At 53.4% G+C, this 22,697-nt stretch carries 23 protein-coding genes; 12 read left to right on the top strand and 11 right to left on the bottom strand.

The genetic code is table 11. From position 1 onward, the window contains the following. Positions 1–55: 55 nt before the first annotated feature. The 7 genes from ubiE to tatC all read left to right on the top strand — a co-directional run bounded on the left by ubiE (position 56) and on the right by tatC (position 5,091). Complete coding sequence (ubiE, locus tag FKN99_RS08080) at positions 56–811, top strand: bifunctional demethylmenaquinone methyltransferase/2-methoxy-6-polyprenyl-1,4-benzoquinol methylase UbiE (RefSeq protein WP_172117386.1); 756 nt, start codon at positions 56–58, stop codon at positions 809–811. Positions 812–851: 40 nt separating this feature from the next. After that, a complete protein-coding gene (locus FKN99_RS08075) occupies positions 852–1,511 on the top strand; it encodes a ubiquinone biosynthesis accessory factor UbiJ (RefSeq protein WP_087105919.1) in 660 nt (219 codons plus the stop codon). Continuing rightward, complete coding sequence (gene ubiB, locus FKN99_RS08070; RefSeq protein WP_172117385.1) at positions 1,508–3,130, top strand: ubiquinone biosynthesis regulatory protein kinase UbiB; 1,623 nt, start codon at positions 1,508–1,510, stop codon at positions 3,128–3,130. The genes FKN99_RS08075 and ubiB overlap by 4 nt, the downstream gene beginning before the upstream one ends. An 84-nt stretch (positions 3,131–3,214) precedes the next feature. Then, positions 3,215–3,574, top strand: coding sequence for a phosphoribosyl-ATP diphosphatase (locus FKN99_RS08065; protein WP_172117384.1), 360 nt, complete (start codon positions 3,215–3,217; stop codon positions 3,572–3,574). Positions 3,575–3,610: 36 nt separating this feature from the next. Continuing rightward, complete coding sequence (gene tatA, locus FKN99_RS08060; protein WP_172117383.1) at positions 3,611–3,877, top strand: Sec-independent protein translocase subunit TatA; 267 nt, start codon at positions 3,611–3,613, stop codon at positions 3,875–3,877. A gap of 3 nt (positions 3,878–3,880) precedes the next feature. After that, entirely contained in the window at positions 3,881–4,312 is a 432-nt protein-coding gene (tatB, locus tag FKN99_RS08055) for a Sec-independent protein translocase protein TatB (RefSeq protein ID WP_172117382.1), read from the top strand. Further along, complete coding sequence (tatC, locus tag FKN99_RS08050) at positions 4,309–5,091, top strand: twin-arginine translocase subunit TatC (RefSeq protein ID WP_172117381.1); 783 nt, start codon at positions 4,309–4,311, stop codon at positions 5,089–5,091. The genes tatB and tatC overlap by 4 nt, the downstream gene beginning before the upstream one ends. A 116-nt stretch (positions 5,092–5,207) precedes the next feature. Here the strand turns inward: tatC and elbB are convergent, their stop codons facing one another. After that, complete coding sequence (gene elbB / locus FKN99_RS08045) at positions 5,208–5,867, bottom strand: isoprenoid biosynthesis glyoxalase ElbB (RefSeq protein WP_172117380.1); 660 nt, start codon at positions 5,865–5,867, stop codon at positions 5,208–5,210. Positions 5,868–6,039: 172 nt separating this feature from the next. Here elbB and hemB point away from each other — a divergent pair, with 172 nt between their 5' ends. The 3 genes from hemB to FKN99_RS08030 all read left to right on the top strand — a co-directional run bounded on the left by hemB (position 6,040) and on the right by FKN99_RS08030 (position 10,481). Next, positions 6,040–7,053, top strand: a complete 1,014-nt coding sequence (hemB, locus tag FKN99_RS08040; protein ID WP_172117379.1) for a porphobilinogen synthase — start codon at positions 6,040–6,042, stop codon at positions 7,051–7,053. Positions 7,054–7,174: 121 nt separating this feature from the next. After that, a complete protein-coding gene (ppk1, locus tag FKN99_RS08035) occupies positions 7,175–9,367 on the top strand; it encodes a polyphosphate kinase 1 (RefSeq protein WP_172117378.1) in 2,193 nt (730 codons plus the stop codon). A 175-nt stretch (positions 9,368–9,542) separates the two neighbouring features. Beyond that, positions 9,543–10,481 (top strand): LysR family transcriptional regulator, encoded by a 939-nt coding sequence (locus FKN99_RS08030; protein WP_172117377.1) that lies wholly within the window; start codon positions 9,543–9,545, stop codon positions 10,479–10,481. Here FKN99_RS08030 and FKN99_RS08025 read toward each other — a convergent pair. Both FKN99_RS08025 and FKN99_RS08020 read right to left on the bottom strand, forming a co-directional pair. Then, positions 10,444–12,039 carry an ATP-binding protein gene (locus tag FKN99_RS08025; protein WP_172117376.1) on the bottom strand — a complete coding sequence of 532 codons (1,596 nt, stop codon included), beginning with the start codon at positions 12,037–12,039 and terminating at the stop codon, positions 10,444–10,446. The two genes, FKN99_RS08030 and FKN99_RS08025, sit on opposite strands and share 38 nt — an antisense overlap. A gap of 25 nt (positions 12,040–12,064) precedes the next feature. Then, positions 12,065–12,823 (bottom strand): winged helix-turn-helix domain-containing protein, encoded by a 759-nt coding sequence (locus FKN99_RS08020; RefSeq protein ID WP_319941254.1) that lies wholly within the window; start codon positions 12,821–12,823, stop codon positions 12,065–12,067. Between the two features lie 220 nt (positions 12,824–13,043). Here FKN99_RS08020 and FKN99_RS17995 point away from each other — a divergent pair, with 220 nt between their 5' ends. Then, positions 13,044–13,178: a hypothetical protein gene (locus FKN99_RS17995; RefSeq protein WP_254908543.1), complete on the top strand. Its 135-nt coding sequence runs from the start codon at positions 13,044–13,046 to the stop codon at positions 13,176–13,178. A gap of 102 nt (positions 13,179–13,280) precedes the next feature. Here the strand turns inward: FKN99_RS17995 and FKN99_RS08015 are convergent, their stop codons facing one another. The 6 genes from FKN99_RS08015 to FKN99_RS07990 form a co-directional block, all read right to left on the bottom strand. Next, positions 13,281–13,460, bottom strand: a complete 180-nt coding sequence (locus tag FKN99_RS08015) for a PLDc N-terminal domain-containing protein (protein WP_172117375.1) — start codon at positions 13,458–13,460, stop codon at positions 13,281–13,283. Positions 13,461–13,531: 71 nt separating this feature from the next. Further along, complete coding sequence (locus tag FKN99_RS08010) at positions 13,532–14,041, bottom strand: retropepsin-like aspartic protease family protein (protein ID WP_172117374.1); 510 nt, start codon at positions 14,039–14,041, stop codon at positions 13,532–13,534. A 24-nt stretch (positions 14,042–14,065) separates the two neighbouring features. Next, the gene (locus FKN99_RS08005; RefSeq protein ID WP_172117373.1) at positions 14,066–15,409 is read right to left on the bottom strand and encodes an MFS transporter; all 1,344 of its coding nucleotides are present in this window, start codon (positions 15,407–15,409) and stop codon (positions 14,066–14,068) included. 153 nt (positions 15,410–15,562) lie between these two features. Continuing rightward, positions 15,563–15,727, bottom strand: a complete 165-nt coding sequence (locus FKN99_RS08000; RefSeq protein ID WP_172117332.1) for a hypothetical protein — start codon at positions 15,725–15,727, stop codon at positions 15,563–15,565. A gap of 43 nt (positions 15,728–15,770) precedes the next feature. Next, the gene (locus FKN99_RS07995; protein ID WP_172117372.1) at positions 15,771–17,396 is read right to left on the bottom strand and encodes a BCCT family transporter; all 1,626 of its coding nucleotides are present in this window, start codon (positions 17,394–17,396) and stop codon (positions 15,771–15,773) included. Positions 17,397–17,639: 243 nt separating this feature from the next. Continuing rightward, positions 17,640–18,674: a methyl-accepting chemotaxis protein gene (locus FKN99_RS07990; protein WP_172117371.1), complete on the bottom strand. Its 1,035-nt coding sequence runs from the start codon at positions 18,672–18,674 to the stop codon at positions 17,640–17,642. 132 nt (positions 18,675–18,806) lie between these two features. Between FKN99_RS07990 and FKN99_RS07985 the strand changes: the two genes are divergently transcribed. Beyond that, positions 18,807–19,178 carry a hypothetical protein gene (locus FKN99_RS07985; RefSeq protein WP_172117370.1) on the top strand — a complete coding sequence of 124 codons (372 nt, stop codon included), beginning with the start codon at positions 18,807–18,809 and terminating at the stop codon, positions 19,176–19,178. Between the two features lie 146 nt (positions 19,179–19,324). Here the strand turns inward: FKN99_RS07985 and glnE are convergent, their stop codons facing one another. Both glnE and FKN99_RS07975 read right to left on the bottom strand, forming a co-directional pair. Continuing rightward, entirely contained in the window at positions 19,325–22,279 is a 2,955-nt protein-coding gene (gene glnE / locus FKN99_RS07980; protein WP_172117369.1) for a bifunctional [glutamate--ammonia ligase]-adenylyl-L-tyrosine phosphorylase/[glutamate--ammonia-ligase] adenylyltransferase, read from the bottom strand. A gap of 28 nt (positions 22,280–22,307) precedes the next feature. Then, positions 22,308–22,679, bottom strand: coding sequence for a diacylglycerol kinase (locus FKN99_RS07975; RefSeq protein WP_172117368.1), 372 nt, complete (start codon positions 22,677–22,679; stop codon positions 22,308–22,310). Positions 22,680–22,697: the final 18 nt, after the last annotated feature.

Below are 22,697 nucleotides of genomic sequence, written 5' to 3'. Positions count from 1 at the left end.
ATACGACGACCATCTGGTCGATTGTTACCGCCTCGAACTCGGGAGCTAAAGCCCCATGAGCCCCACGGAAAAGCGCACCACCGATTTTGGTTATCAAGAAGTCCCGGTCGACGAGAAAGCATCACGTGTAGCGGATGTATTCCACTCTGTCGCCGCCCGTTACGACGTTATGAACGACTTAATGTCGATGGGCATCCACCGTGTATGGAAACGCTTTACCATTGAGCGTGCGGGCGTTCGCCCCGGCCACCACGTTTTAGATATCGCGGGGGGCACCGGAGATTTAACCCTTAAGTTCTCACGTATTGTTGGCCCGCGCGGCAAAGTCGTGCTTGCCGACATCAACGCCTCCATGCTGAAGGTTGGCCGCGACAAGCTGATGGATAATGGCGTCGGTGGCAATGTTGAATACGTTCAGGCCAACGCTGAGTGCTTGCCCTTCCCTGATAATAGCTTTGACTGTATTACGATTGCGTTCGGCTTGCGTAATGTGACCAACAAAGACGCCGCGCTACGCTCCATGGCCCGCGTGCTAAAACCGGGCGGCCGCTTGCTGGTGCTGGAGTTCTCCAAGCCCAATAACCCGCTGCTTTCTAAAGCCTACGATGAGTACTCTTTCCGCCTGCTGCCTAAAATGGGCGAGCTTGTCGCTGGAGACGGCGAAAGCTACCGCTATTTAGCTGAGTCCATTCGCATGCACCCGAACCAGGAAACACTTAAAGCGATGATGGAAGCAGCAGGCCTTGAGCGGGTGGAGTACACCAACCTGACAGGCGGCATTGTGGCCCTGCACCGTGGCATCAAGTTATGACGTTATCGTCGATAGTGGTATCAACGATCACGAGGTCAGCATGCTGTTAACCCCGACACTTGTGTTGGCCGGTTGTGAACGTACGCTTAATGCCCTGCTCGCTCGCGACCCTGCCGCACCGGCTCGCTTAGCGGCCCTGGCGGGCAGTCGGCTTTTGGTGCGTTTGGAAAAGCCACATCTGCAGCTGGTACTGCATTACCATTTGGCAGGTATTGACCTACTCCGTGGCGACGACGTAGACGAAGCCGATGTCGACGCAGTGGTAGAACTCACGCCTGAAACCTTCTCTGAATGGATCAGCGGCGCCTCCATTGAGCGGCTCATGTTTGACGGCAAGCTCGCGGTGCGCGGACGCCTTCATCTGCTGGAGGCTACCCGCGACCTGCTGTTTGACCTGGATATCGACTGGGAAGCCGAGCTTGCCAATTGGTTGGGCGATATCCCCGCTCACTCGTTGGCCGAAGGCGTGCGCCGCCTGACGCGCTGGGGGCTGCGTACCAAAAATGAGCTTCTTCAGGATGTCTCAGAGTATGTATTTGAAGAAGCGCGTTTACTGCCAGGCCGCCAGCAGCGTGATGTGCTGCGTGACCACTTAACCGAACTTGAAGTGGCAACTGACCGTTTGGAAGCCCGCTTTAACCGACTCCATCGCCGTCTGGTGCGTGACTCATCGCTTGCCTCACAGGAGCCGTCGGCATGAGCCTGCGTCTGTTCAAAATTCTTTGGATTATTGCGCGCCATCGGCTAGACACTCTGATCCCCATGGAGCGGCTGCCGTTTTGGCTGCGAGCGCTTTTATGGTTTTCACCGCTGCGACTTTTTTCGGTTGGTCATCGCAGCCGTGGCGAGCGATTGCGCCTGGCGCTGGAAGCGCTGGGGCCTATTTTTATCAAATTTGGCCAGATGCTCTCCACGCGTCGAGACCTCTTACCGGATGATGTCGCCAACGAACTTAGGCGCCTACAGGATCAGGTGCCGCCCTTCCCGGGCGAACTTGCCGCCGCCCGGGTCGAAAAAGAGCTGGAGATGTCACTTGATGTAGCGTTCGCTGAATTCGAGCAGGCGCCACTTGCCTCGGCATCCATCGCCCAGGTACATGCGGCCAAGCTACATACCGGCGAAGAGGTGGTGGTTAAAATTATCCGCCCCGGTATCGACCGTATCATGCGCCAGGACATGGCGCTGATGTATCAGGTTGCCAAACTGTTTGCCAAGGTGCCCGAAGCCCGCCGACTGCGCCCGGTCGAAGTGATTCGCGACTATGAGGCCACGCTATTCGACGAACTGGACCTTTATAAAGAAGCGGCCAACACCTCACAGCTCAAGCGTAACTTCAAGGATTCACCGCTGCTGTTTGTACCGACTATTTATTGGCCTTTCACACGTCGACACGTGATGGTTCAGGAGCGTATTCGCGGTGTACCCGTCGCGGATATGGAGACGCTGACCGCCCGTGGGGTCAACTTAAAGAAACTCGCTGAGCGCGGCGTAGAACTCTTTTTTACCCAGGTATTTCGCGACAACTTCTTCCACGCGGATATGCACCCGGGTAATATTTTTGTTAATTGCGATAATCCCGAAGATCCTCAATACATTGCGATCGACTGTGGGATTGTGGGCAGTTTGACCCGCGAGGATCAGGACTATCTCGCGCGTAACCTTTTGGCGTTTTTCCATCAAGACTATTATGAAGTTGCCGCGCTGCACATCGAGTCTGGCTGGGTGGGCGAGAATACTCGCGCGAATGAGTTTGCCGCGGCCATCCGCACCGTTTGCGAGCCGATCCTTGAAAAGCCTTTAAAAGACATTTCCTTTGGCCAAGTACTGTTAGGGCTTTTTCAAACGGCTCGGCGCTTTAATATGGAAGTCCAGCCTCAGTTGGTACTGCTGCAAAAGACCCTGCTCAATATTGAAGGCCTTGGCCGCCAGCTCTATCCGGAACTTGATCTGTGGAGCACTGCCAAGCCCTATCTTGAGCAGTGGATGAAAGACCGCGCGGGCATTAGCGGGCTGTGGGAGTCGTTAAAGCGCCAAGCGCCTGAGCTTTCTCATCAGTTGCCTGAACTGCCCGTTCTTGCCCACCAGGCGCTGACCCGGATGGAAGTTGAACATCGCCAGCGTCACCAACAGGTCGACTCGATTCATCACATGCAGCGCCAAATGGCGGATCAAGGAAAACGCCATCACCGCTTACGGATTGGTCTGCTCCTGGTAGCAATTACACTGGCCTGGCAGCCGCTTGTCAGTTGGGCCGCTACTCAGGATTGGCCGATTTTAGGCGCAGCCGCCATTGGCTTGCTGCTACTGTTATGGCAATAGCGTTGTTATAAACGTGGTTGGACGTTCGCACGTGGTGGGACTTTCACTTACGAATGATGATGCTCACTGTTGTAAAGGAGACTCATGAATACCTCTTTAACGTCTAATCACGCCCCCGTGCTGGACATCCTCGCCGAGGTACTAAAGCAGCGGCGCAGCGCTTCTTCTGAAGATTCTTACGTTGCCTCCTTGCATCATAAGGGTTTGAACAAGATACTCGAAAAAGTGGGTGAAGAAGCCACCGAGACGCTGCTTGCCGCAAAGGATGCAGAACACGGCAGCCCCGAGCAGCGCCAGGCACTGGTCTCGGAAACCGCCGACCTCTGGTTCCATACGCTGGTTATGCTCTCTCACCTGGAGCTGGATCATCAGGATGTGTTAAACGAGTTGGCGCGGCGCTTTGGCATTTCCGGCCATGACGAAAAAGCCGCACGTACGCCATAATAAATAACACGCATTTGAATTAATGAGGATACGCATATGTTAGGTGGCATCAGTATTTGGCAGCTGCTAATTGTCTTAGGCATCATTATTTTAATCTTCGGCACCAAAAAGCTACGTAATGTGGGCACCGACCTGGGCGGCGCGGTTAAAGGCTTTAAAAAAGCGGTGCATGAAGACGAGAAAGACGACGAAAAGAAAGACGCCGAGCCTCCGCATGCCAAGGTTAGCCACGAAGAACCTGGCAACACTTATGACGCTCAGGCCGAAGAAAATCGCAAGGCCCGTAACGAAGAGCCCAAATAATTTATGTTGGATATCGGCTTTCTTGAACTGATGCTTGTCGGTGTCGTGGGACTACTGGTACTTGGCCCTGAGCGCCTCCCTCGGGCGGCGCGTACGGCAGGCCTTTGGGTTGGTAAAATCAAGCGCACGATATCCGGCATGCAGCGCGAAATTAGCGCGCAGCTTGAAGCAGAAGAGCTGCGCCAAACGCTGAACGAACAGCAAAAGAGCATTAACGATAGTCTGAAGAGTGCTAAAAAAGACGTTGAGAGTATTCTCGACACTCCCTCCTCGCGCAGTACTTCTTCATCGACAAGCCAGAGTGAAACGGAGCAACGTGTAGCCCAGGCAAGTGCCCAGTTGGATGAAGCGCAGCGGGAAGTCAACGAAGCGGCGCCCCATACTTCCAACGAGCCCTTAAAGGCGACCTCTAAAAAGGATAGTCAGAACCCATGAGTACCTCTGGCGACGCTCGGGAACCCCAGAACGATCAGCAGCAAGCCCCATTGATTGAGCATTTGATTGAGCTTCGCATGCGCCTGGTCCGTGCGGTGGTGGTCATTTTAGTGGTTTTTCTGGGCCTTTATGCTTTTGCCAATGATATCTATGGCTTTGTGGCCGAGCCGCTGATGGCTCTGCTACCGCCGGGTTCGCAGATGATTGCGACCGAAGTAGCCTCGCCCTTTCTGGCGCCTTTTAAGCTAACCCTGGTGGTCGCCGTTTTTATCGCTATACCCTTTGTACTGCATCAGGCATGGGCGTTTATCGCGCCAGGGCTATACGATAATGAAAAAGCCCTGGCCATCCCTATTCTGGTCTCAAGTATTGGGCTTTTTTATGCGGGTGCGGCTTTTGCCTACTATGTGGTATTTCCGCTACTGTTTGCCTTTTTCACCCAGGCCGGGCCTGAAAACGTCACGGTCATGACCGATATTAACCAGTACCTGAACTTTGTACTGAAGCTCTTTTTCGCCTTTGGCGTGGCGTTTGAAATCCCCATTGCGACCTTTTTGCTAATCCTGTCGGGCGCCACCAGCGTAGAGAGCCTTTCCAAAAAGCGGCCCTATGTTTTTCTGGGCTGCTTTGTCATAGGGATGCTGCTAACGCCGCCAGATGTGGTATCACAAAGCCTGTTGGCACTGCCCATGTACCTGCTTTACGAGGTAGGCTTGCTGTTTGGTCGCCTGGTGCGCAAGCGGCGTGATGAGCAAGCCACCAAGGAGCAGGAGCCGTAAACGGCGCTTCTATCACCTGGAAACCGCCGCATCGCTATTGACGTTATCACCACGTTAAAAAGCCTCTGTCATTATTCATGACAGAGGCTTTTTTATAGCGCAGCGCCTACCGCTTATTAGTCCATCATTTCGTCAATGCGGTCTACCAGCTTAAAAATACCGGTGGCGGCTTCACTGATACGCGTTGCCAGCATATAGGCGGGCGTGGTGACCACTCGGTGCTCAAGGTCGACCACGATGTCATCCACTGCGCAGCTGCGATGCAGGCCACCCATGGCGCTGATAGCCCCCGACACACTTGGGTCATGGCCCACGGTAACCGCAACACCCTCACCCAAAAGCCGTGGCACCAATACCGGCGCAATACACATTAACCCAATCGGTTTTTCCTCTTCCCGAAAGCCGGAAAGCGCGTCTTTTAGTGCCTCCAACACCTGCATGCCGTCCCCTGCGCTTGCAAAGTCAGACAAATTCTTCGCCACGCCAAACCCACCCGGCACAATGACCGCGTCAAACTCATCAGCCTCTAGCTCAGTCATCGGCTGGATGTCACCACGCGCAAGGCGCGCTGACTCCTGAAGCACGTTGCGTGACTCACCTTCTACGGCTTCCTGAGTGAGGTGGTTAACAACATGATGTTGCTCAATATCGGGCGCAAAGCAGCGATAACCGATGCCCAACTGGTCCAAACGCAACAGCGTTAACGTGGTTTCATAAATTTCAGAACCATCAAAAACGCCACAACCCGCTAATACCACTGCCACCTGTTTGGTCATGCCTATCTCCCTTATCGCAGTGTCTGCCGAATGCAATACAGCAAAGCAATCGCTCACTTTAGTCAGTGTGGCGGTTTGCCACAAGACGGCTTTCGCCGTAAGACATGCCTGATATACTCAATCCAAGCCTATGGGCATCTTTATTTATGACCCTTTATTACGGAGAGATCTCTTGAGCACACTCACTCCCCGCCAGTTTCCCAACACTCGGCTGCGCCGCATGCGCCGCGATGATTTTTCCCGTAGGTTGATGCAGGAAGTGACCCTGACACCGTCTGACTTAATCTTGCCGGTGTTTGTTTTAGAGGGTGAAAATCAGCGTGAAGCCATTGCTTCCATGCCCGGCGTTGAGCGCCTGTCGATTGATTTATTGATTGAACAAGCCAGGGAAGCGTTTGCGTTAGGTATTCCCGCGCTGGCGCTCTTCCCAGTGGTAGGTACCGAACAGAAAAGCGAGCTTGCCGAAGAGGCTTATAATGCCAACGGGCTGGTTCAGCGCAGCGTGCGCGCGCTTAAAGAGGCCTTGCCTGAGCTGGGCATTATTACCGATGTCGCCCTGGACCCTTACACCAGTCACGGCCAGGACGGTATTTTAGATGAGCAAGGCTACGTTCAGAACGACCGCACGGTAGAAACGCTGCTTAAGCAGGCACTTTCCCATGCTGAAGCCGGGGCGGATGTTGTCGCGCCTTCAGACATGATGGATGGTCGCATTGGCGCTATCCGCCAAGTACTGGAGCAAGAGCTTCTGCACAATGTGCGGATCATGGCCTACAGCGCCAAGTACGCTTCCAAATACTACGGCCCGTTTCGTGACGCGGTCGGCTCGGCGGCCAATCTAGGCAAGGCCGACAAGCGTACCTACCAGATGGACCCGGCCAATAGCGATGAAGCGCTGCACGAAGTGGCCATGGATATCAGTGAAGGCGCTGACATGGTCATGGTGAAACCCGGCATGCCCTATCTGGACGTGGTGCATCGGGTTAAAACCGAGCTTAAAGTGCCCACCTTTGCCTATCAGGTAAGTGGTGAGTACGCCATGCACCGCGCCGCGTTCGATAACGGCTGGCTGGAAGCCGAGCCGGTGATCCTGGAATCACTAATGTGCTTTAAACGTGCCGGAGCCGACGGCATCTTGACGTATTTTGCCCTGGAAGCCGCTCGACTATTGCAGAACCAACGCTAGAAGCCCGCCCTCAAGATGACAGATATATGACATTTTTCTGTCATCTTTCTCCCGCATACTGCTTTGCACGGCAGGTATCACGCTATGCTAGTTTGAAGCCATTAATGCGGGGGAGCCTTATATGGACGATCACGTTACACCATCTACAGCGCTATCACTTAGCGAACTACCCAACGTTGAAATGGATGGTTTACCGTTACGCATTAATCGTACGCCCAACGGTGTGCACGCCAAGGATACCCTTAGTGAAACCGATCTGGACGATCCCCAACTCTATTTAAACCGCGAGCTTTCCCACCTTCAATTTAATATTCGCGTTCTGGAACAGGCACTGGACGATGCGCATCCACTGCTTAATCGACTGATGTTCCTGCTTATTTTCTCATCCAACATGGATGAATTTTTTGAAATTCGCGTGGCGGGTTTAAAACACCAGATGGCCATGGGCGATGATACAACAGCGGCCGATGGCCGTTTGCCCAAGGCGGTGCTTGCTGAAATTTCCGAAGTTGCCCACCAGCAGATCTCTCGTCAGTACAAAATTCTTAACGACACGCTGCTACCCGCCCTGGAGCAACAGGGCCTGCGTTTTCGGCGCCGCGCACAGTGGACCGAAGCGCAAAAGCAGTGGGTACATGAGATGTTTAATAACGAGATCATGCCCGTCATCAGCCCGATAGGCCTTGATCCTTCGCACCCGTTCCCACGGCTGGTCAATAAGAGCCTTAACTTTATTGTTGAGCTGGAAGGTAAAGATGCCTTTGGCCGCGCAGGCGGCATGGCCATTCTTCCTGCCCCTCGCTCGCTCCCGCGTTTAATGGCACTTCCCAAAGCGCTCTGCGCCGAAGGCTACTCTGAATATATCTTCCTCTCCTCCATGATTCACGCCCATGCTGAGGAGCTATTTCCCGGTATGCGCGTACGCGGCTGCTATCAATTCCGATTGACGCGCAACGCCGACATGACCGTCGACCCGGAAGAGGTTTCTGACCTGGCCTCGGCGCTGCGAGGCGAGCTGCTGGCCCGCCGTTATGGCAGAGGTGTACGCCTGGAAGTCGCCGATAATTGCCCCGACGACTTGACCAACTTTTTAATGCGCCAGTTTGAGCTTGATGCCGAGGATCTCTATCGCGTTGAAGGGCCCGTTAACCTGACCCGCATGATGTCGGTGCTGGGAGACGTTGATCGCCCCGAACTGGTGTATCGCCCGTATACGCCGAGTGTGCCCAAGACGCTTAAAATCGGCTCCATGTTTGACTCGATTGCCAGAAACGATGTTTTGCTTCACCACCCCTTCCAGTCGTTCTCACCTATTGAGGAACTACTGCGTGAGGCGGCTCGCGACCCAAACGTTCTGGCCATTAAACAGACGCTTTACCGCACCGGCGCCGAATCGCCTATTGTGAGCGCGCTAGTGGATGCCGCGAGTCAAGGTAAGGAAGTCACCGTCGTTATCGAGCTACGCGCACGCTTTGACGAAGCGGATAACCTTCAGCTTGCCTCTCGCCTACAGGAAGCCGGGGCCATCGTTATTTACGGCATTATGGCGTATAAAACCCACGCCAAGATGCTGCATATTGTCCGGCGTGAAAAGGGCGAGCTGCGCCACTACGCGCACATGGGCACGGGCAACTATCACTCTAAAACCGCCAAGCTTTACACCGACTACAGCCTGTTAACCGCCAACAAAGCGCTATGTGCCGATGTGCACAAGGTCTTCCAGCAGCTTTCAGGGATGGGCCGGGCGCGCAAAATTGATACGCTGCTGCACGCACCGTTTACGCTGCATGAGCGTTTGGTGGAGATGATTGACCGTGAAGCACAGCTGGCACAAAAGGGTAAGCGCGGGCATATCATTATCAAGTGTAATTCACTCACCGAGCCCAGGCTGATTAAAGCGCTTTACCGTGCCTCCCAGGCGGGCGTTGAGTGCGATTTGATTATCCGTGGCATGTGCTGCCTAAAACCCAACCTTCCGGGCATTTCTGAAAACATTCGTGTGCGCTCGATTATTGGCCGTTTTCTGGAGCACACCCGGGTATTTCACTTCCATAACGACGGTAAATCGGAAACCTGGTGTTCAAGCGCTGACTTTATGTCGCGCAACATGTTCCACCGGGTCGAAACCTGCTTTCCGCTATTGGACAAAAAGCTCGCCACCCGAGTGCGTAAAGACCTGGAAACCTACCTGGTCGATAATTGCCAGAGCTGGCTGCTGCAAAGCGATGGCTCCTATCGCTTACAGGACCCAGGTGATAGCGATGCGATCAGCGCTCAGGAGACCCTGCTTTACGCGTTCGCATCCAAAAGCTAGCACAATGTGCATGACCGGAAAAATCCAGTAAGCGCAGTATTGCCGTTAATAAGCGGCTTTACTGCTGGCAGGCACGCTTCTCACACTTTTAAACTCATGCAAAGGCGCCTACGCCAATAGCCAAGTACATGAGAGACTGTCATGATAAATCCTTTCAAATTGAAAGATATTATCCATGATTGAGTTACGCCACCTACGCACACTGCTTGCCCTACGTGAAACGGGTTCACTGGTGGAGGCTGCCGAACGCGTTCACCTTACCCAGTCGGCCCTTTCGCACCAGCTCAAAGACCTGGAAGGTCGGGTTAACAGCCCGCTTTTTGTGCGTAAAACACGGCCCGTCGAGTTTACTCGGGCAGGTTTACGGCTATTAGCCCTGGCCGACCAGATACTTCCGGAAGTGCGTAAAGCCGAACGCGACGTGGCCCGGCTGGCGGGGAGCGAGCAGGGGCGGCTGCACATGGCCATTGAGTGCCACAGCTGCTTTCAATGGCTAATGCCTACCGTCGATTACTTTCGCGACCACTGGCCGGAAGTGGAAATTGATATTCCCAGCGGCCATCACTTTGACCCGCTACCAGCGCTGGCACGCGAGCAGTTGGATCTGGTCATTACTGCCGACCCTCAGGCACTGGAGGGTGTTCACTATGCGCCGCTGTTTCGCTATGAAGGGCTTTTAGCCGTAGCGCGTCAGCACGCTTATGCAGGGAAGCTCTTTATTGAGCCTCAAGCCTTGGCAGACCAAACGCTGATCACCTACCCCGTAGAGCAGGCACGCCTGGATGTGTTTACGCAGTTTTTAGACCCGGCAAACGTACGTCCTCAGGAGATTCGCACCGCCGAACTTACCATCATGATGATGCAGTTGGTCGCCAGCGGCCGAGGCGTATGTGCCCTGCCCAACTGGGCGCTAACGGAGTATCTGGAGCGCGATTACGTCAGCGCCGTTAAGCTGGGTGAAAACGGCATTTGGAGCACGCTGTACGCGGCCGTTCGAGAAGAGACGCTGGAAGCGCCTTGGATGAAGGATTTTCTACGTACCGCACGTGAAACCTCGTTTGCGGTACTCACAGGCATTAAACCAGCGACTCACGACGAGGAATCAGCAACGTAAAGCGTGCGCCACCCAACGCAGGGCTGGTATCCACGGTGACGCTGCCGCCGTGGCCCGCCATAATCTTTTGCACGATAGAGAGGCCTAAACCGTAGCCTCCCAGGCTGCGGGCCCGACTATCGTCCAGCCGAGTAAACGGCTTAAAAATATCCACACGGGCATCTGCCGGAATGCCTGGACCGTCATCCTCAACATCAATACGCACTAGCTGATCTTCGCTCCAAAGCCGGATAATAAGGTGTTTTTTGCCATAGCGGCAGGCGTTACCCACCAGGTTTTGCAGCGCCCGCTGTAAATAGCGAGGCTCGGCTAAAAGCTCAATATCCGGCCCATCCGCCAGTTCAATAGTAAGCCCTTCATTGAGTGGCGCCAGCGTATCAATCACACGCTCGGCCATTGCCCGGCAGTCCACCAGCGCCATTTCAAGCTCGGCCCCGTTCACCGTTTCACCGCCCAAGCGAGCATAGGTAAGGATTTCATCCACCAACTCGTCAAGCTCCGAAATATCGGCATCAATTCCCTGCAACTGGCGCCGAATAGCGGGCTGATCAGTCATGTCCTCGACCATCTGTACGGCAAAGCGAATACGCGCCACCGGCGTGCGAAGCTCATGGGAGACCGCACGAATCATCTCTTGCTGGCCACGCAGCAGCGTTTGCACTTGGCTGGCCATGCCGTTAAACGCCATGCCTAACCGGCCCAGAAAGTCGTCACTTTCTATTTTTACGCGCGTTTCAAGACGGCCGCTGGCAATCCGGGTAGCCGCCAGTTCAAGGCGCGCCATACGTGCTTCGATGCTGCGCATAATCAGATAGATAATTAAACCCAGCACAGCCATGACACCAATCAACAGCGGCAATTGTAAATTCATGGGCAGCGTATCACCGCGCGAGACAGGACCAGCCATTAACCAGACGTCTTCATCGGGCAGTTGATAAAGCAGGCTAACGGCCAGTTTTTCGGATACGAGCAGCGTTAATACGTTGCCTAACACCAGTTGGCTTTGCTGCTGAGACGTTATGTTATCGGGCAGCGTATTAAGCAGAGTGAGCGGCCAGTTGCCGGAACGCAGCGACGTCAGGTTGGCTTCTCGCTCGTCACGTGGCAAGGCTTTTAGCCACTCGCCCAGCAGCAGCAGGCTGCCCTCCCATTGGCGTTCGCTCCAGGCAGGCAGGGTCGCTTCCAAAAACCATTGGCTTTCAGGCACTCGCTGACGAAGACGCCAAGGATCTTCAGTCACCAATACGCTACCACGCTCAATACGTTTATCAGCGAAGTAGCCAAGCTCTACCTCACTCATACGCCGCAAAGTAAGCTGCATACCCAGCCGCTCGGCAAAGTAATTAACCAGCGAATTTCTTTCTTCTTCGGAGGCATCGGCCAGTTGCTGGGTCATTAATGACATGGGCAGTGCTGCCAACTGCTCGTGGTAATCCTCACGTCGTACTTGTTCAATAAAAGAGCGGCCGCCGAGCGCGATGAGCAGTACGACACAAAGCGCCAAGCCTAGCAGTAGATAGAATTTTAAAAACGCGCTATGGCTAAGCAGCCGCTGCATAAATCCTTTTCCTTTCCTGTGTTGATCAGCTGTCCTTCACGAAAAGGTAGCCTTTGCTGCGCACTGTCTTGATTCGATGAGGCTGGTTGGGGTCATCGCCCACCTTGGGGCGAATACGCGATACGCGTACATCGATAGAACGATCCTGACCATCGTACTTAATGCCACGTAACTCATTGAAGATCTCTTCACGGGTCAATACCCGGCCCGCATTGCGGGCAAGTAACCACAACAGGTCGAACTCGGCGCTGGTTAAATCAATACGTTCACCGGCAAGCCACGCTTCTCGGGTCGCATTATCAATTTCCAAATTTTCAAACCGTAGGCGCATTTCGCCATTGGGCGCAGGGCCATCTGCACGCCGTAACAAGGCACGCATACGGGCGAGCAACACACGAGGCTGCACCGGTTTGGGCACATAGTCATCTGCCCCCATTTCCAACCCAAGGATTTGGTCCACGTCGTCAGTACGTGCCGTCAACATCATGATGGGGCCCGCAAAATTGGGCCGCACTCGGCGACAAATCGACAAACCATCCTCGCCGGGCAACATCAAATCCAAAATGACCAAGTCAGGCTGTAGCGTAAGAATGCGGTCCATCCCTTTCACCCCATCGGCCTCTAGCGTGACCTGGAAACCGTTGGCTTCCAGATAGTCGCGAGTCAGCTCAGCCAAGCGCTGATCATCCTCTATGATCAGAATATGATCCTGAACGGGATAGTCAGGCATAACGGTTTCTTGTGACCCAAGCGCCTGAAATTTCTGTTCCAAGTGATTATCCATCTTATCCTTCACTCCGCTTAGGCAGTTAGTCATTCATGTCGTCAGTCGTTCTCAAAAGGTAGCCGGTTACCTGTTCACAGGATACCTCAAAACCCAGCAAACACTTCTTCTGAGCAGTAGCCGCTTTTCTCTACTCGCCGTCGCACACCGCTTGATTCTTCCAAAACAGAGGACTAATGTAGACAGCGGACTGTCGACAATCTGGCTGGAGGAGTAAGCCATGAAAGATGGTAAAGCTAAAAGTGTTATCAAGCGTGTTTATGTTCCTACTCAAGTGCGCGATTTACCCAATGGGGAAAGAGTAACCATCCCTGGCCACTATAAAGCGCCGCCCAGTAATGGAAACAGTGCGTAATGGTACATACTTATAGAAAAGGCAGGCGCGATGCCTGCCTTTTTTAAAGCCGATATTTGCAGCGCCACCGCTAACCGGCAGCGCAGCCTTTAGCCCGCTTGGCTATCCTTTGGGCCCTAATAGTAGCCATGCAATCAGGCCTACCAGTGGGAAGATCAGCAGCGCTAATATCCACAGCACTTTAGCCAGACCGCCTGCTGAACTTTTAGCAACTTTGACAATGGCCCAAATAATGATAATGAGCCAAATCAGACCTAGTAATCCACCGACTTCAATACCCATAGCCACTCCTTGCCTATTTGTTTCCGTGGGCTTTTAGCTAAGCACACCAATACACTATTCACAAGTATCGCTTATGCATCGGGTAGACTCAGAACCATTTCGCCGCTGCGTATTTCAATATTCAGCAGATGCAAAAAACTCATCCCCAGCAGCACGACATGATTCTCCATGCCGGGGCTGATGGAGCCTTGTACATTGCGGATATTGATCCCCCCCAGCGTTACTTCATCAAGCTGAGTAAGGTTTCCTTGTACGCGACCGTTGGCCGTATTAAACCAGGCGCTGCGCCCACGTTCGAGCCCCAGCCGATTGGCCAGCTCATCTGAAACGGCCACATAGGTAGCGCCGGTATCCAGTAAAAACGTCACCGGCTCACCATTAATTTCGCCCGGTGCTTCAAAGTGCCCCGAACGGTTACGCTGTAAAGTAACAGGGCCGCCGTCAGTCGCAGTCTGCACGATATGGGCATTAGGGTTCAGTATTTTTTCCATCCCCCCATCCAGCCACCAGGTACCCAAGCCGATTAACAGTACCCAGAAAAGCAGCATCATCACGATGCTGCCACGCTGTGCTGTCTGCATTATGTGCTCCCCGTTTGCGGTATATTAAGCGCTCTGCCACGCGATGGCGGCATCACGCCCTCGTCGCTCATTAACGTTTGCACAAATCAGCATTGCGATAACAAACAGGCCTGCACATAAAAGGATAGACGCTTGTAGGCCAACCATCGTTTGCAGTACACCCAGCATCACGATGCCCATCACGCCTGCCAATTTATTCGCCAGGCCCCAAAAGCCAAAAAACTCAGCCGATTTTTCAAGCGGTGAAAACACCCCCACCAAGGCGCGGCTTGCCGACTGACTAGATCCTAAACTGAGCCCCGCTAGGCAGCCAACCGCTAGAAAGACATGCTGTGCCTGCCACTGCCAACCAAAACGCACATTGGCCCAAGCGGTTATTTCGGGCGTTGCCCAAATGGCAATGATCGCAACCACCCACAGGCCAAGCGTTATTTGATAGGTGTGTTTCGCGCCTAACCGATCCTGAAGCCAGCCAAACCCGAGCGCTCCGGCCGCCGCGGTTATCTGAACGATAATAAACATGATATTACGTACGCTTTCATCCCAGCCAATCACTTGGGCGCCATAGATAAACGCAAACGCAATAATGATGTAGACCCCCGCCATGGAAAACAGCAGCGAGACCAGGAACACACTCAAGTCTTTGAAATAGCGCAACTCATGCAGGGTTGAACGTACGCGCTGTTGAGCAATGTCCCAGTACGCCACCCCAGAAGGTTTGGGCGTGCCGCGCTCTTTAAGCCACAGGAAGGTGGGAATAGCGGTAATCAAGAAAAAACCGGCCGCGAAGGGCCCCACCCAGCGGATACGCTCATAGTTTTCAACGGTTGCCTCCCCCAGTACGACGAGGGTAAAGCCCGCAGCAAACAGTCCGCCAATATACCCAAGCGACCAGCCAAACCCGGAAATCTTGCCAAGCTTTTCAGGCGGCCCAAGCTCCGGTAGAAAGGCCGCAATAAAGGATTCCCCCATGGAGTAGGCGTAATTGGACAGCACAATCAGGACAAGCCCCAGCACGACATAGCCGGGAGATACAAAGTAAAGCATCGCGGTGGTGACGACCGTGGCCAGATAGCTAAAAAACAGAAAGCGTTTTTTCTCGGCCCGATAATCCATAATCGCACCGCAAAGTGGGGCCGTTACGACCACCATTAAATAGCTGACCGCTAGCGCCAAGCTCCATAGAAAGTTGGCCAACCGAAAACCATCGCCTCGATCCCCTACAATCACGGTGGTAAACAACTCACCAAACACCACCGTAATGATCAGCAAGGTGTACGCCTGATTAGCGAAATCAAACATGGCCCAGCCGAATATTTCGCGGCGTGAAGCGTAGGAAGAAGCAGCCTTGGCAGCATTTAGCAACATCGGGAGTCTCTCTTTAGGGGCAGTGGCAAGCCTGCACATTAGCGCCTGTAAAGTATGACAAAACGCTTAAAGCTTACTGTATAAGAAAACGCCCGGCTTATCGCCGGGCGCTTTGACTGCATTTCAATCAGGACTGCGTTACACCAGGTTGGCCTACAAAAGCCAATGTGCCAAGACAGCCGACAGACCAATCACCAGTGCCGTTACAACGGCGACCGTAACGACGCGGTCCAGCCAGCGGTCCAGCCAACGCTCAAGCGCCTGCCCCTTGGGCTGGCGTCGTGTTGCACCGTGGCGTCCTCGCCGAGCCATCAGCATCCTCGCTCCATGTGTTTGCTCCTGAAGACCTGATTAAGTTCACCTAGCTATTAATACGCCGATTGATAACATTCGGTGCACGGCGTAAGCGCTCCTCTTCGCCCATCTGCTCAGCTTCAAAGGCATCGGCGCCAACAGGCGTTTCACCGTGGCGACGATAAAGCTGGGTCAACATAGCCTTACGGTCTGCGCGTAGCTCACGTACCAGCACAATGACCATCATATACAGAATAAAGGTAAACGGTAGTGCCGACAGCACCGCTGCCGACTGAAGCCCGGAAAGGCCTCCCGCCACAATCAACGTTAAACAAATTGCCGCAATCAGCACACCCCAGATGATACGTTTATAAAGCGGGGGATTAATAGAGCCGTTGTCGGTCATCTGCGCCACGATATAAGAAGCAGAGTCAGCCGATGTTACCAAAAAGATAAAGATGAGCATCATGGCAACAACAGAAAGTACGTTAGAGAACGGCATCAACTCGAACATTTTAAACAGCGCCACGGTGATATTTTCCTGAGTGGCAGCCGCTAAGCCTACATTTGTGCCGTTAAGCTCCATGTTTAGCGCTGCTCCCCCAAATACGCCAATCCAGAGACAAGCCAACAGCGGCGGAACCAGCAATACACCAAACACATACTCTTTAATTGTACGGCCACGGGACACGCGCGCAATAAACGTACCTACAAACGGTGACCATGCAATGACCCAGGCCCAATAGAAAATCGTCCAGCTACTGGCCCACTCATTATCACTATACGGGGAGATACGTAGACTCATCCCAATAAAGTTCTGAAGGTAGTCACCAATGCCTAGCGTAATCGTTTCAAGGATCGCAATGGTCGGGCCGGTCACCAATACGTACACCATTAGCCCGATGCACAGCACCATGTTCAGGTTTGAAAGGCGCTTAATACCTTTATCAAGCCCTGACCATGTTGACGCCATATAGGCGCAGAACATCACCAGCAAAATAATAAACTGCCAAAATCCATTTTCCGGCAAGCCAAAAACAGCGTTCAAGCCGCCGTTCATCTGTAATACCCCAAGCCCTAGCGAGGTTGCCACCCCCATTACGGTTGCGACAACCGCAAATACATCCAACCACGAGGCATAAGGACGAAGCCGCGGCCTTTTAGCGGTAACGGACGAAAGCACCGATGAAACAAGCCCCGCTTGGCCTTTGCGAAACTGGAAATAGGCAATGATCAGGCCCACCACCGAAAAGGCCGCCCATTGGTGAACGCCCCAGTTGAAGTAACTGTATTGAATAGCGTAGCGGGCAGCGGCTTCCGTTTCGGCCGGCACATCGCCATAGGGCGGCTCAATATAGTGCGTCATGGGTTCGGCCATACCATAAAACACGAGCCCTACACCAAACCCGGCTGCCAGCAGCATGCTAATCCATGAGAAAAAAGTGTAGTTGGGCGTACTGTCCTGAGGCCCCAAACGCACCTTGCCATATTTGCTAAAGGCGAGTGAAAACAGGAACACAACGAACCCAAATACAGAAAATAGATAAAACCAACCAAAAAGCCGTGTTACCGATGCGAGAGCCGACTCGGCTGCACTTCCGAACCCTTCGGGAAAGGCTGCGCCCACTACGACCAGGCTGAAAATGATGACAGCCGATGCAATAAACACCGACTTTCCTCCATGATTTGCCATACAACCACCTTGTTAGATAAGTAATTGAATGAAAGAAACTATACATAGACGCTGTAACCCTAGCGGGTTAACGATGTTTATGTACAGTCTTCGTTTATTCATGAAGGGCATGCGTATTTAACGCCGTTATCTAAATGGGCAAACAATTGTTTTCCGTCACCTTCTTTAGCGCGCTCACTGCACCAAAACAGAACATTAAATGCTCTTTTTTAGCCAAGTCGCATTATTTTGGTGCTAGCAATCCTATCCAGTCGGATTTTCTATTACCTGATATTCAACAACACCCAACCAGCCTAATCCTCGATACGTTTCATAGCCGGGCGTTTCAGCAAAACTTATCAAGCTCCCCTTCTCCTGATAATACCCGCGTTGTTCGCTGTCGCGTGCTAACGGATACCGGTTGCCAACGGTATTTTGCTGAGTATCTGCAATGATGTGATTCTTGGAGTCGAGTAATAAAACGCGGCTACAAGCCTGCTCCTCTTCGGTTAACCCGACCCCTTCAACAACCGCCTTTGCCTGAGGGGCCCAGTCAAAAAATATGCCTAAAACGCCAATGGCAACACCATCACTCTCTCCGCCTTTGCGAATAGCCGTGGCATACGTTGCCACCGCTGCGTCGTCCAACAGGGCATTGTGCTCAATATCGTTAACCACGAACGCGTCTCCATCAGGTGTTTTCATGGCACGCTTGAACCATTCAGTGTCGGCTACGTTTACACCTTTTACGCCAGGATAGTGGTCAGGACGACCGCTGGCAATCACATTGCCTTCTGCATCTGCCACCCATAAATCCAGATAAACGGTATACGAGCGCAGAATAGTGGCCAGCCGATGGCTCGCATAATCACAGCGCTGCTGATTGGGATGCTGTATGGCCTCGACCACAGCGCTATCCGTCGCCCACCAGCGCACATCGCAGGAGCGCTCAAACAAATTACGGTCAATGATTTCAACTGCATTCAAAGCAATATCGGTAAAGCGCTGCCCGCGAAACTCATTGGCCATTGACGTACCGGCCGTTTCAATACTTTCAGTGTGCGCCTCCACCTGGTGTCGAAAATCACGGGCGATTTCATTGATCGCACCGGATACACGTCCCATCTCCTGAGCAACGACAGAGAAGGCCGCACCGCTGGGACCTGCTCTTGCCGCTTCTATACGTGCATTCAAAGCCAAAATTTCAGTTTGCTGCATGATTTTTTCAATCATGCCGATTTTTTCTCGCGTAATCGTTGTAATGCCGTAAGCAAGTTCAAGAATACTATTATCTTGCATGAGCGTTCCTTATAGGAGGTATTTCAAGGCAAACCGTTTCCCTAACGCTAGTAAAGCAAGATATAGGCCAGCCTTCAGTGAACTTGGCTAACAAACTATGTTCCAATAAGGCACACGACGATGGAGGCTTTTATGCCACAGATGAATCGCGATCAACGTAACGCCGCTTGGCAAGCTGCTCAACAATGGCGTACACGCGCAGCGCAGTCGCAGCCCGGCGGGCTAATGGGCAGCTTAAAATTGCTGCTAACGTGGCTGGCGTTTGGCGTGCTAATGGTGGTTGGCGTCATATTAGGCCTGTTCTTTCTTTTAATTGGCTGGGCCATGATGCCTTTTGTGCGCCATAAAATGAAAAAGCGAATGGAGCAGATGCGCGCTGAGCAAGCTCAGGATATTGGCGGCGGCTACGCAGAGCCTCATACGCGGTCACATCAGCAGGATGTTCTGGAAGGAAGTTACGAGGTAAAAACACACGAAGATAACAAGGCAACGCCGCGTGATTAACGGCGCTAATCATCGGCATGAGGCTTCCCAAAGCAATAAGGAAGCCTTTATGACGGCTCCTCTGTTCTGAATAGCGGCGTTTGACTGAAAGACGCAAAGCTAATTCTCCAGAACAAACTACTCGAGCCCAACTTTCAAGCCCTGGTTTAGGGCTCTAAAAAGCGTTGCCAAAGGGCTTCGACGGCAGCGCGATGCTCCTTAAAGTCATCGACCTCACCAATGAGTTTCTCGCCAGTCAGTGCTGCGCGGTGTGTTCTACTGCGGTAGGCCAGATAAGCTTCTTTTAACTGCTCAGCCTCCTCTGAAGGTAAGTGCCCACTCTCGGCAAGCATCTCTAAAATACGCATATTATCGCTGTAGGTAGCCAGCGAGGGTGTTTGGTTAGCCAGCGCTAACACTGCGTACTGGCAGAGAAATTCAATGTCCACCATGCCACCAGCATCGTGCTTTAAATTAAAGCGCGGTTCCTGGGTTTTACTGCCCAAGTGGTCTCGCATTTTGTGGCGCATGTTGACTACATCATCACGCAGGGCGTGTTTATCACGTTGCCTGCCCAGGATGTCTCCACGAATCTGGTTAAACCGTTCGGCAAGCGCACTGCTTCCGGCGATGACCCGTGCGCGCACTAGCGCCTGATGCTCCCAAGTCCAGGCATTTTGCTGTTGATAGTCGGCAAAGGCATCAAGCGAGGTCACCAATAGCCCCGCATTGCCTGAGGGGCGCAAGCGCATATCGACGTCGTACAAGCTGCCTGCGGGCGTCACCGCGGTTAGCAGGTGGATAATGCGTTGGCCCAAACGGGTAAAAAACAGCGGCGTATCAATGGGTCGAGGACCGTCGGTTGCCCCTTTACCGTCGCTATCATGCAGAAAAACCAGGTCAAGATCAGAGCCATAACCCAGCTCGATACCGCCCAACTTTCCATAGCCAATAATCAGAAAAGCCGGTTCATGGTCGTTAAGCCCCTTGGGCACTCCGTGCTTACGGGTCACATGTTTCCAGGCCATCGCCAAAACGGCATCCAGAATCACTTCAGCGATATAGGTTAAGTAATCACTTACTTTCATTAAATGCCGTGTACCAGCGATATCAGAGGCGGCAACATGAAGCATTTTGGCATGTTTAAATACCCGCAATGCTTCAAGCTGGGCTTCTTCATCATCTTCAGGCAGCCGGTTTAACGTTTGACGCAACTCATCGGCCAAGCGTGCTTTATCCGCTGGGGTGTAGAGAGTTTCTGGCGTTAACAGCTCATCCAACAGAATCGGATAACGAGAAAGGCGCTCGGCAATCCATGGGCTGGCAACGCATAAGCGCATGAGATGCTCAAGCGCCTGAGGATTTTCACGCAGCAGCGCTAAATAAGCGGTTCGCCTTAGTACCGCCTCAATCAAAGGCTGCACGCGGGCAAGCGCAATATCCGGTGTCTCATTTTCAGCCACGGCAGCCAGCAGTAGCGGCATTAGCGCATCAAGACGCTCAAAACCGATTCGCTGCATGCTTTGCACTTGGCGCGATTGATAGAAACTCTGCAGACGCTTCAATACCTGATCGGGCTCGGCAAATCCTGCACTGTGTAAGTAAGCGGTTGCTTCGTCCGCTTCCAGCTCGTTGCGCCAGATCAAACGCCACTGCGCAGGCGCCAAGCGGCTTGCGTCGTTGGTTTCTTCCGCATCCTCCTCGGGGTCAGCAATCACGGCATCAAAATGACGCCGAACACGCTCTCGAACATCATCAAGCGCCGCCATCAGTAGTGCCCAATCTTGATAGCCCATGGCAAAAGCAATCCGGGCCTGGTCGGTCTCATCTGTCGGCAGCATTTGCGTCTGGCGGTCTTCAAGCGCTTGGATGACGTGCTCCAGGTCGCGCAGAAACGCATAATCAGGCATGAGTTCATCGACCACCGCTTGGGGCAGTAGCCCCAGCTCGGGCAAGCGATTCAAGGCCGTTTTCAACGACGTTACCTGCAGCTCCGTATCCCGCCCGCCACGAATCAGTTGGAACGCCTGCACCACAAATTCCACTTCGCGAATGCCGCCAGGGCCGAGCTTGATATTGCTCTGCATCCCTTTGCGCTTTACTTCACGGTTAATCATGGCTTTTAGCTCGCGCAGCGACTCAATGGCGCCAAAATCCAGGTAACGGCGATATACAAACGGGCGCAGGCCAGCCAATAACTCAACCCCCGCCTCTATATCTCCCGCCACCGGGCGCGCCTTGAGCAGAGCGTAACGCTCCCACTCGCGTCCTTGGTCCTGATAGTAGCTTGAGAGCATGGCAAAACTGCCTACCAGCGGTCCGCCATCGCCTAGCGGCCGCAAGCGCATATCCACCCGAAAGACAAAGCCATCTGCGGTCATGGCATCCAGCGCGGCAATCAGCTTTTGGCCCAGCTTGGTAAAGTATTCCTGATGCTCCAGCGGCTTGCGCCCGCCCTGCGTCTCTCCTTTTTCAGGGAAGGCAAAAATCAGGTCGATATCAGAGGAGAGATTCAGTTCGCCTGCGCCCAGCTTCCCCATTCCAAGAACGACCAAGCGCTGGGCAGCGCCATCGGCACGGGGCGCTGGCATACCCCAACGAGGCGCATAAAAACCTTCAAGCCAACGTAACGCGGCCTCAAGACACAGCTCAGCCAGTTGAGAAACCGCGTGAGCGGTATCCCACATGGTATAACCATCAGGCCGATTTAGATCCCGCCAGATGATGCCCACCATTCGTGCACGCCGAAAACGCCGCAACACACGCTGCATGGTCGCTTCATCTTCTGCGCGTTCCAGTGCGTCGTGCAGCCACTGTTGTTGATCATGGCGGGCCGGTGCCATATCCAATTCGCCGTTGGCTTCAAGCGCTGTAAGCCAGCCCGGGTAGCGGGTGAACGTATCCAGCACAAAGGTGGATACGCTTAGCACCTTGGCCAGCGCCTCGCGACGTGGTTGAGTAAGCGCTTGCCAACCTTCCGAGGGCAGCGGTTGCTGGGTCAATGAGGCAGTATTATCCGCTTGACCAAGCGCATCGTTCAGTCGCTGGCCCACCTTCTGGCCCTCTTGCTGAAGCACCTCAGGCAGCGCGTTTAAAGATATAAACGAATTATCCTGTTGCATAGCTACCTCACCGCCAAGCGCTTACACGCTAGCCAAAGATTTTTTGCCAACCCAAGAGCCCCCAGGTAAGCCCGGCCATTATTAACGACAGCATGACGGCGGCGGACCCAATATCCTTGGCCCGCCCGGAAAGTTCGTGATGCTCTGTACCAATGCGGTCGACCACGTTTTCAATCGCACTGTTTAACAGCTCAACAATGAGCACGAAAAACAAGCTGCCCACCAGCAGTAACCAGCTTAGCGAGTCATTACTGATCCACCAGGCAAAAGGCAACAACACGGCGGTAATACACACTTCCTGTCGGAAGGCCGTTTCGTTACGAAAGGCAGCCTTTAATCCTTTCCAGGAGTAGCGCGTTGAGTACACCAAATGGGTTAGACCGGTATGCTCTGGTTTCATGCAAGTCGTCTCACTTTA

It is taken from the genome of Halomonas hibernica (assembly GCF_013183775.1).
Taxonomy (GTDB): Bacteria; Pseudomonadota; Gammaproteobacteria; order Pseudomonadales; family Halomonadaceae; genus Vreelandella; species Vreelandella citrativorans.
Note: the sequence above shows the minus strand (reverse complement) of the source record. Positions and strands in the feature narration are given on the sequence as shown.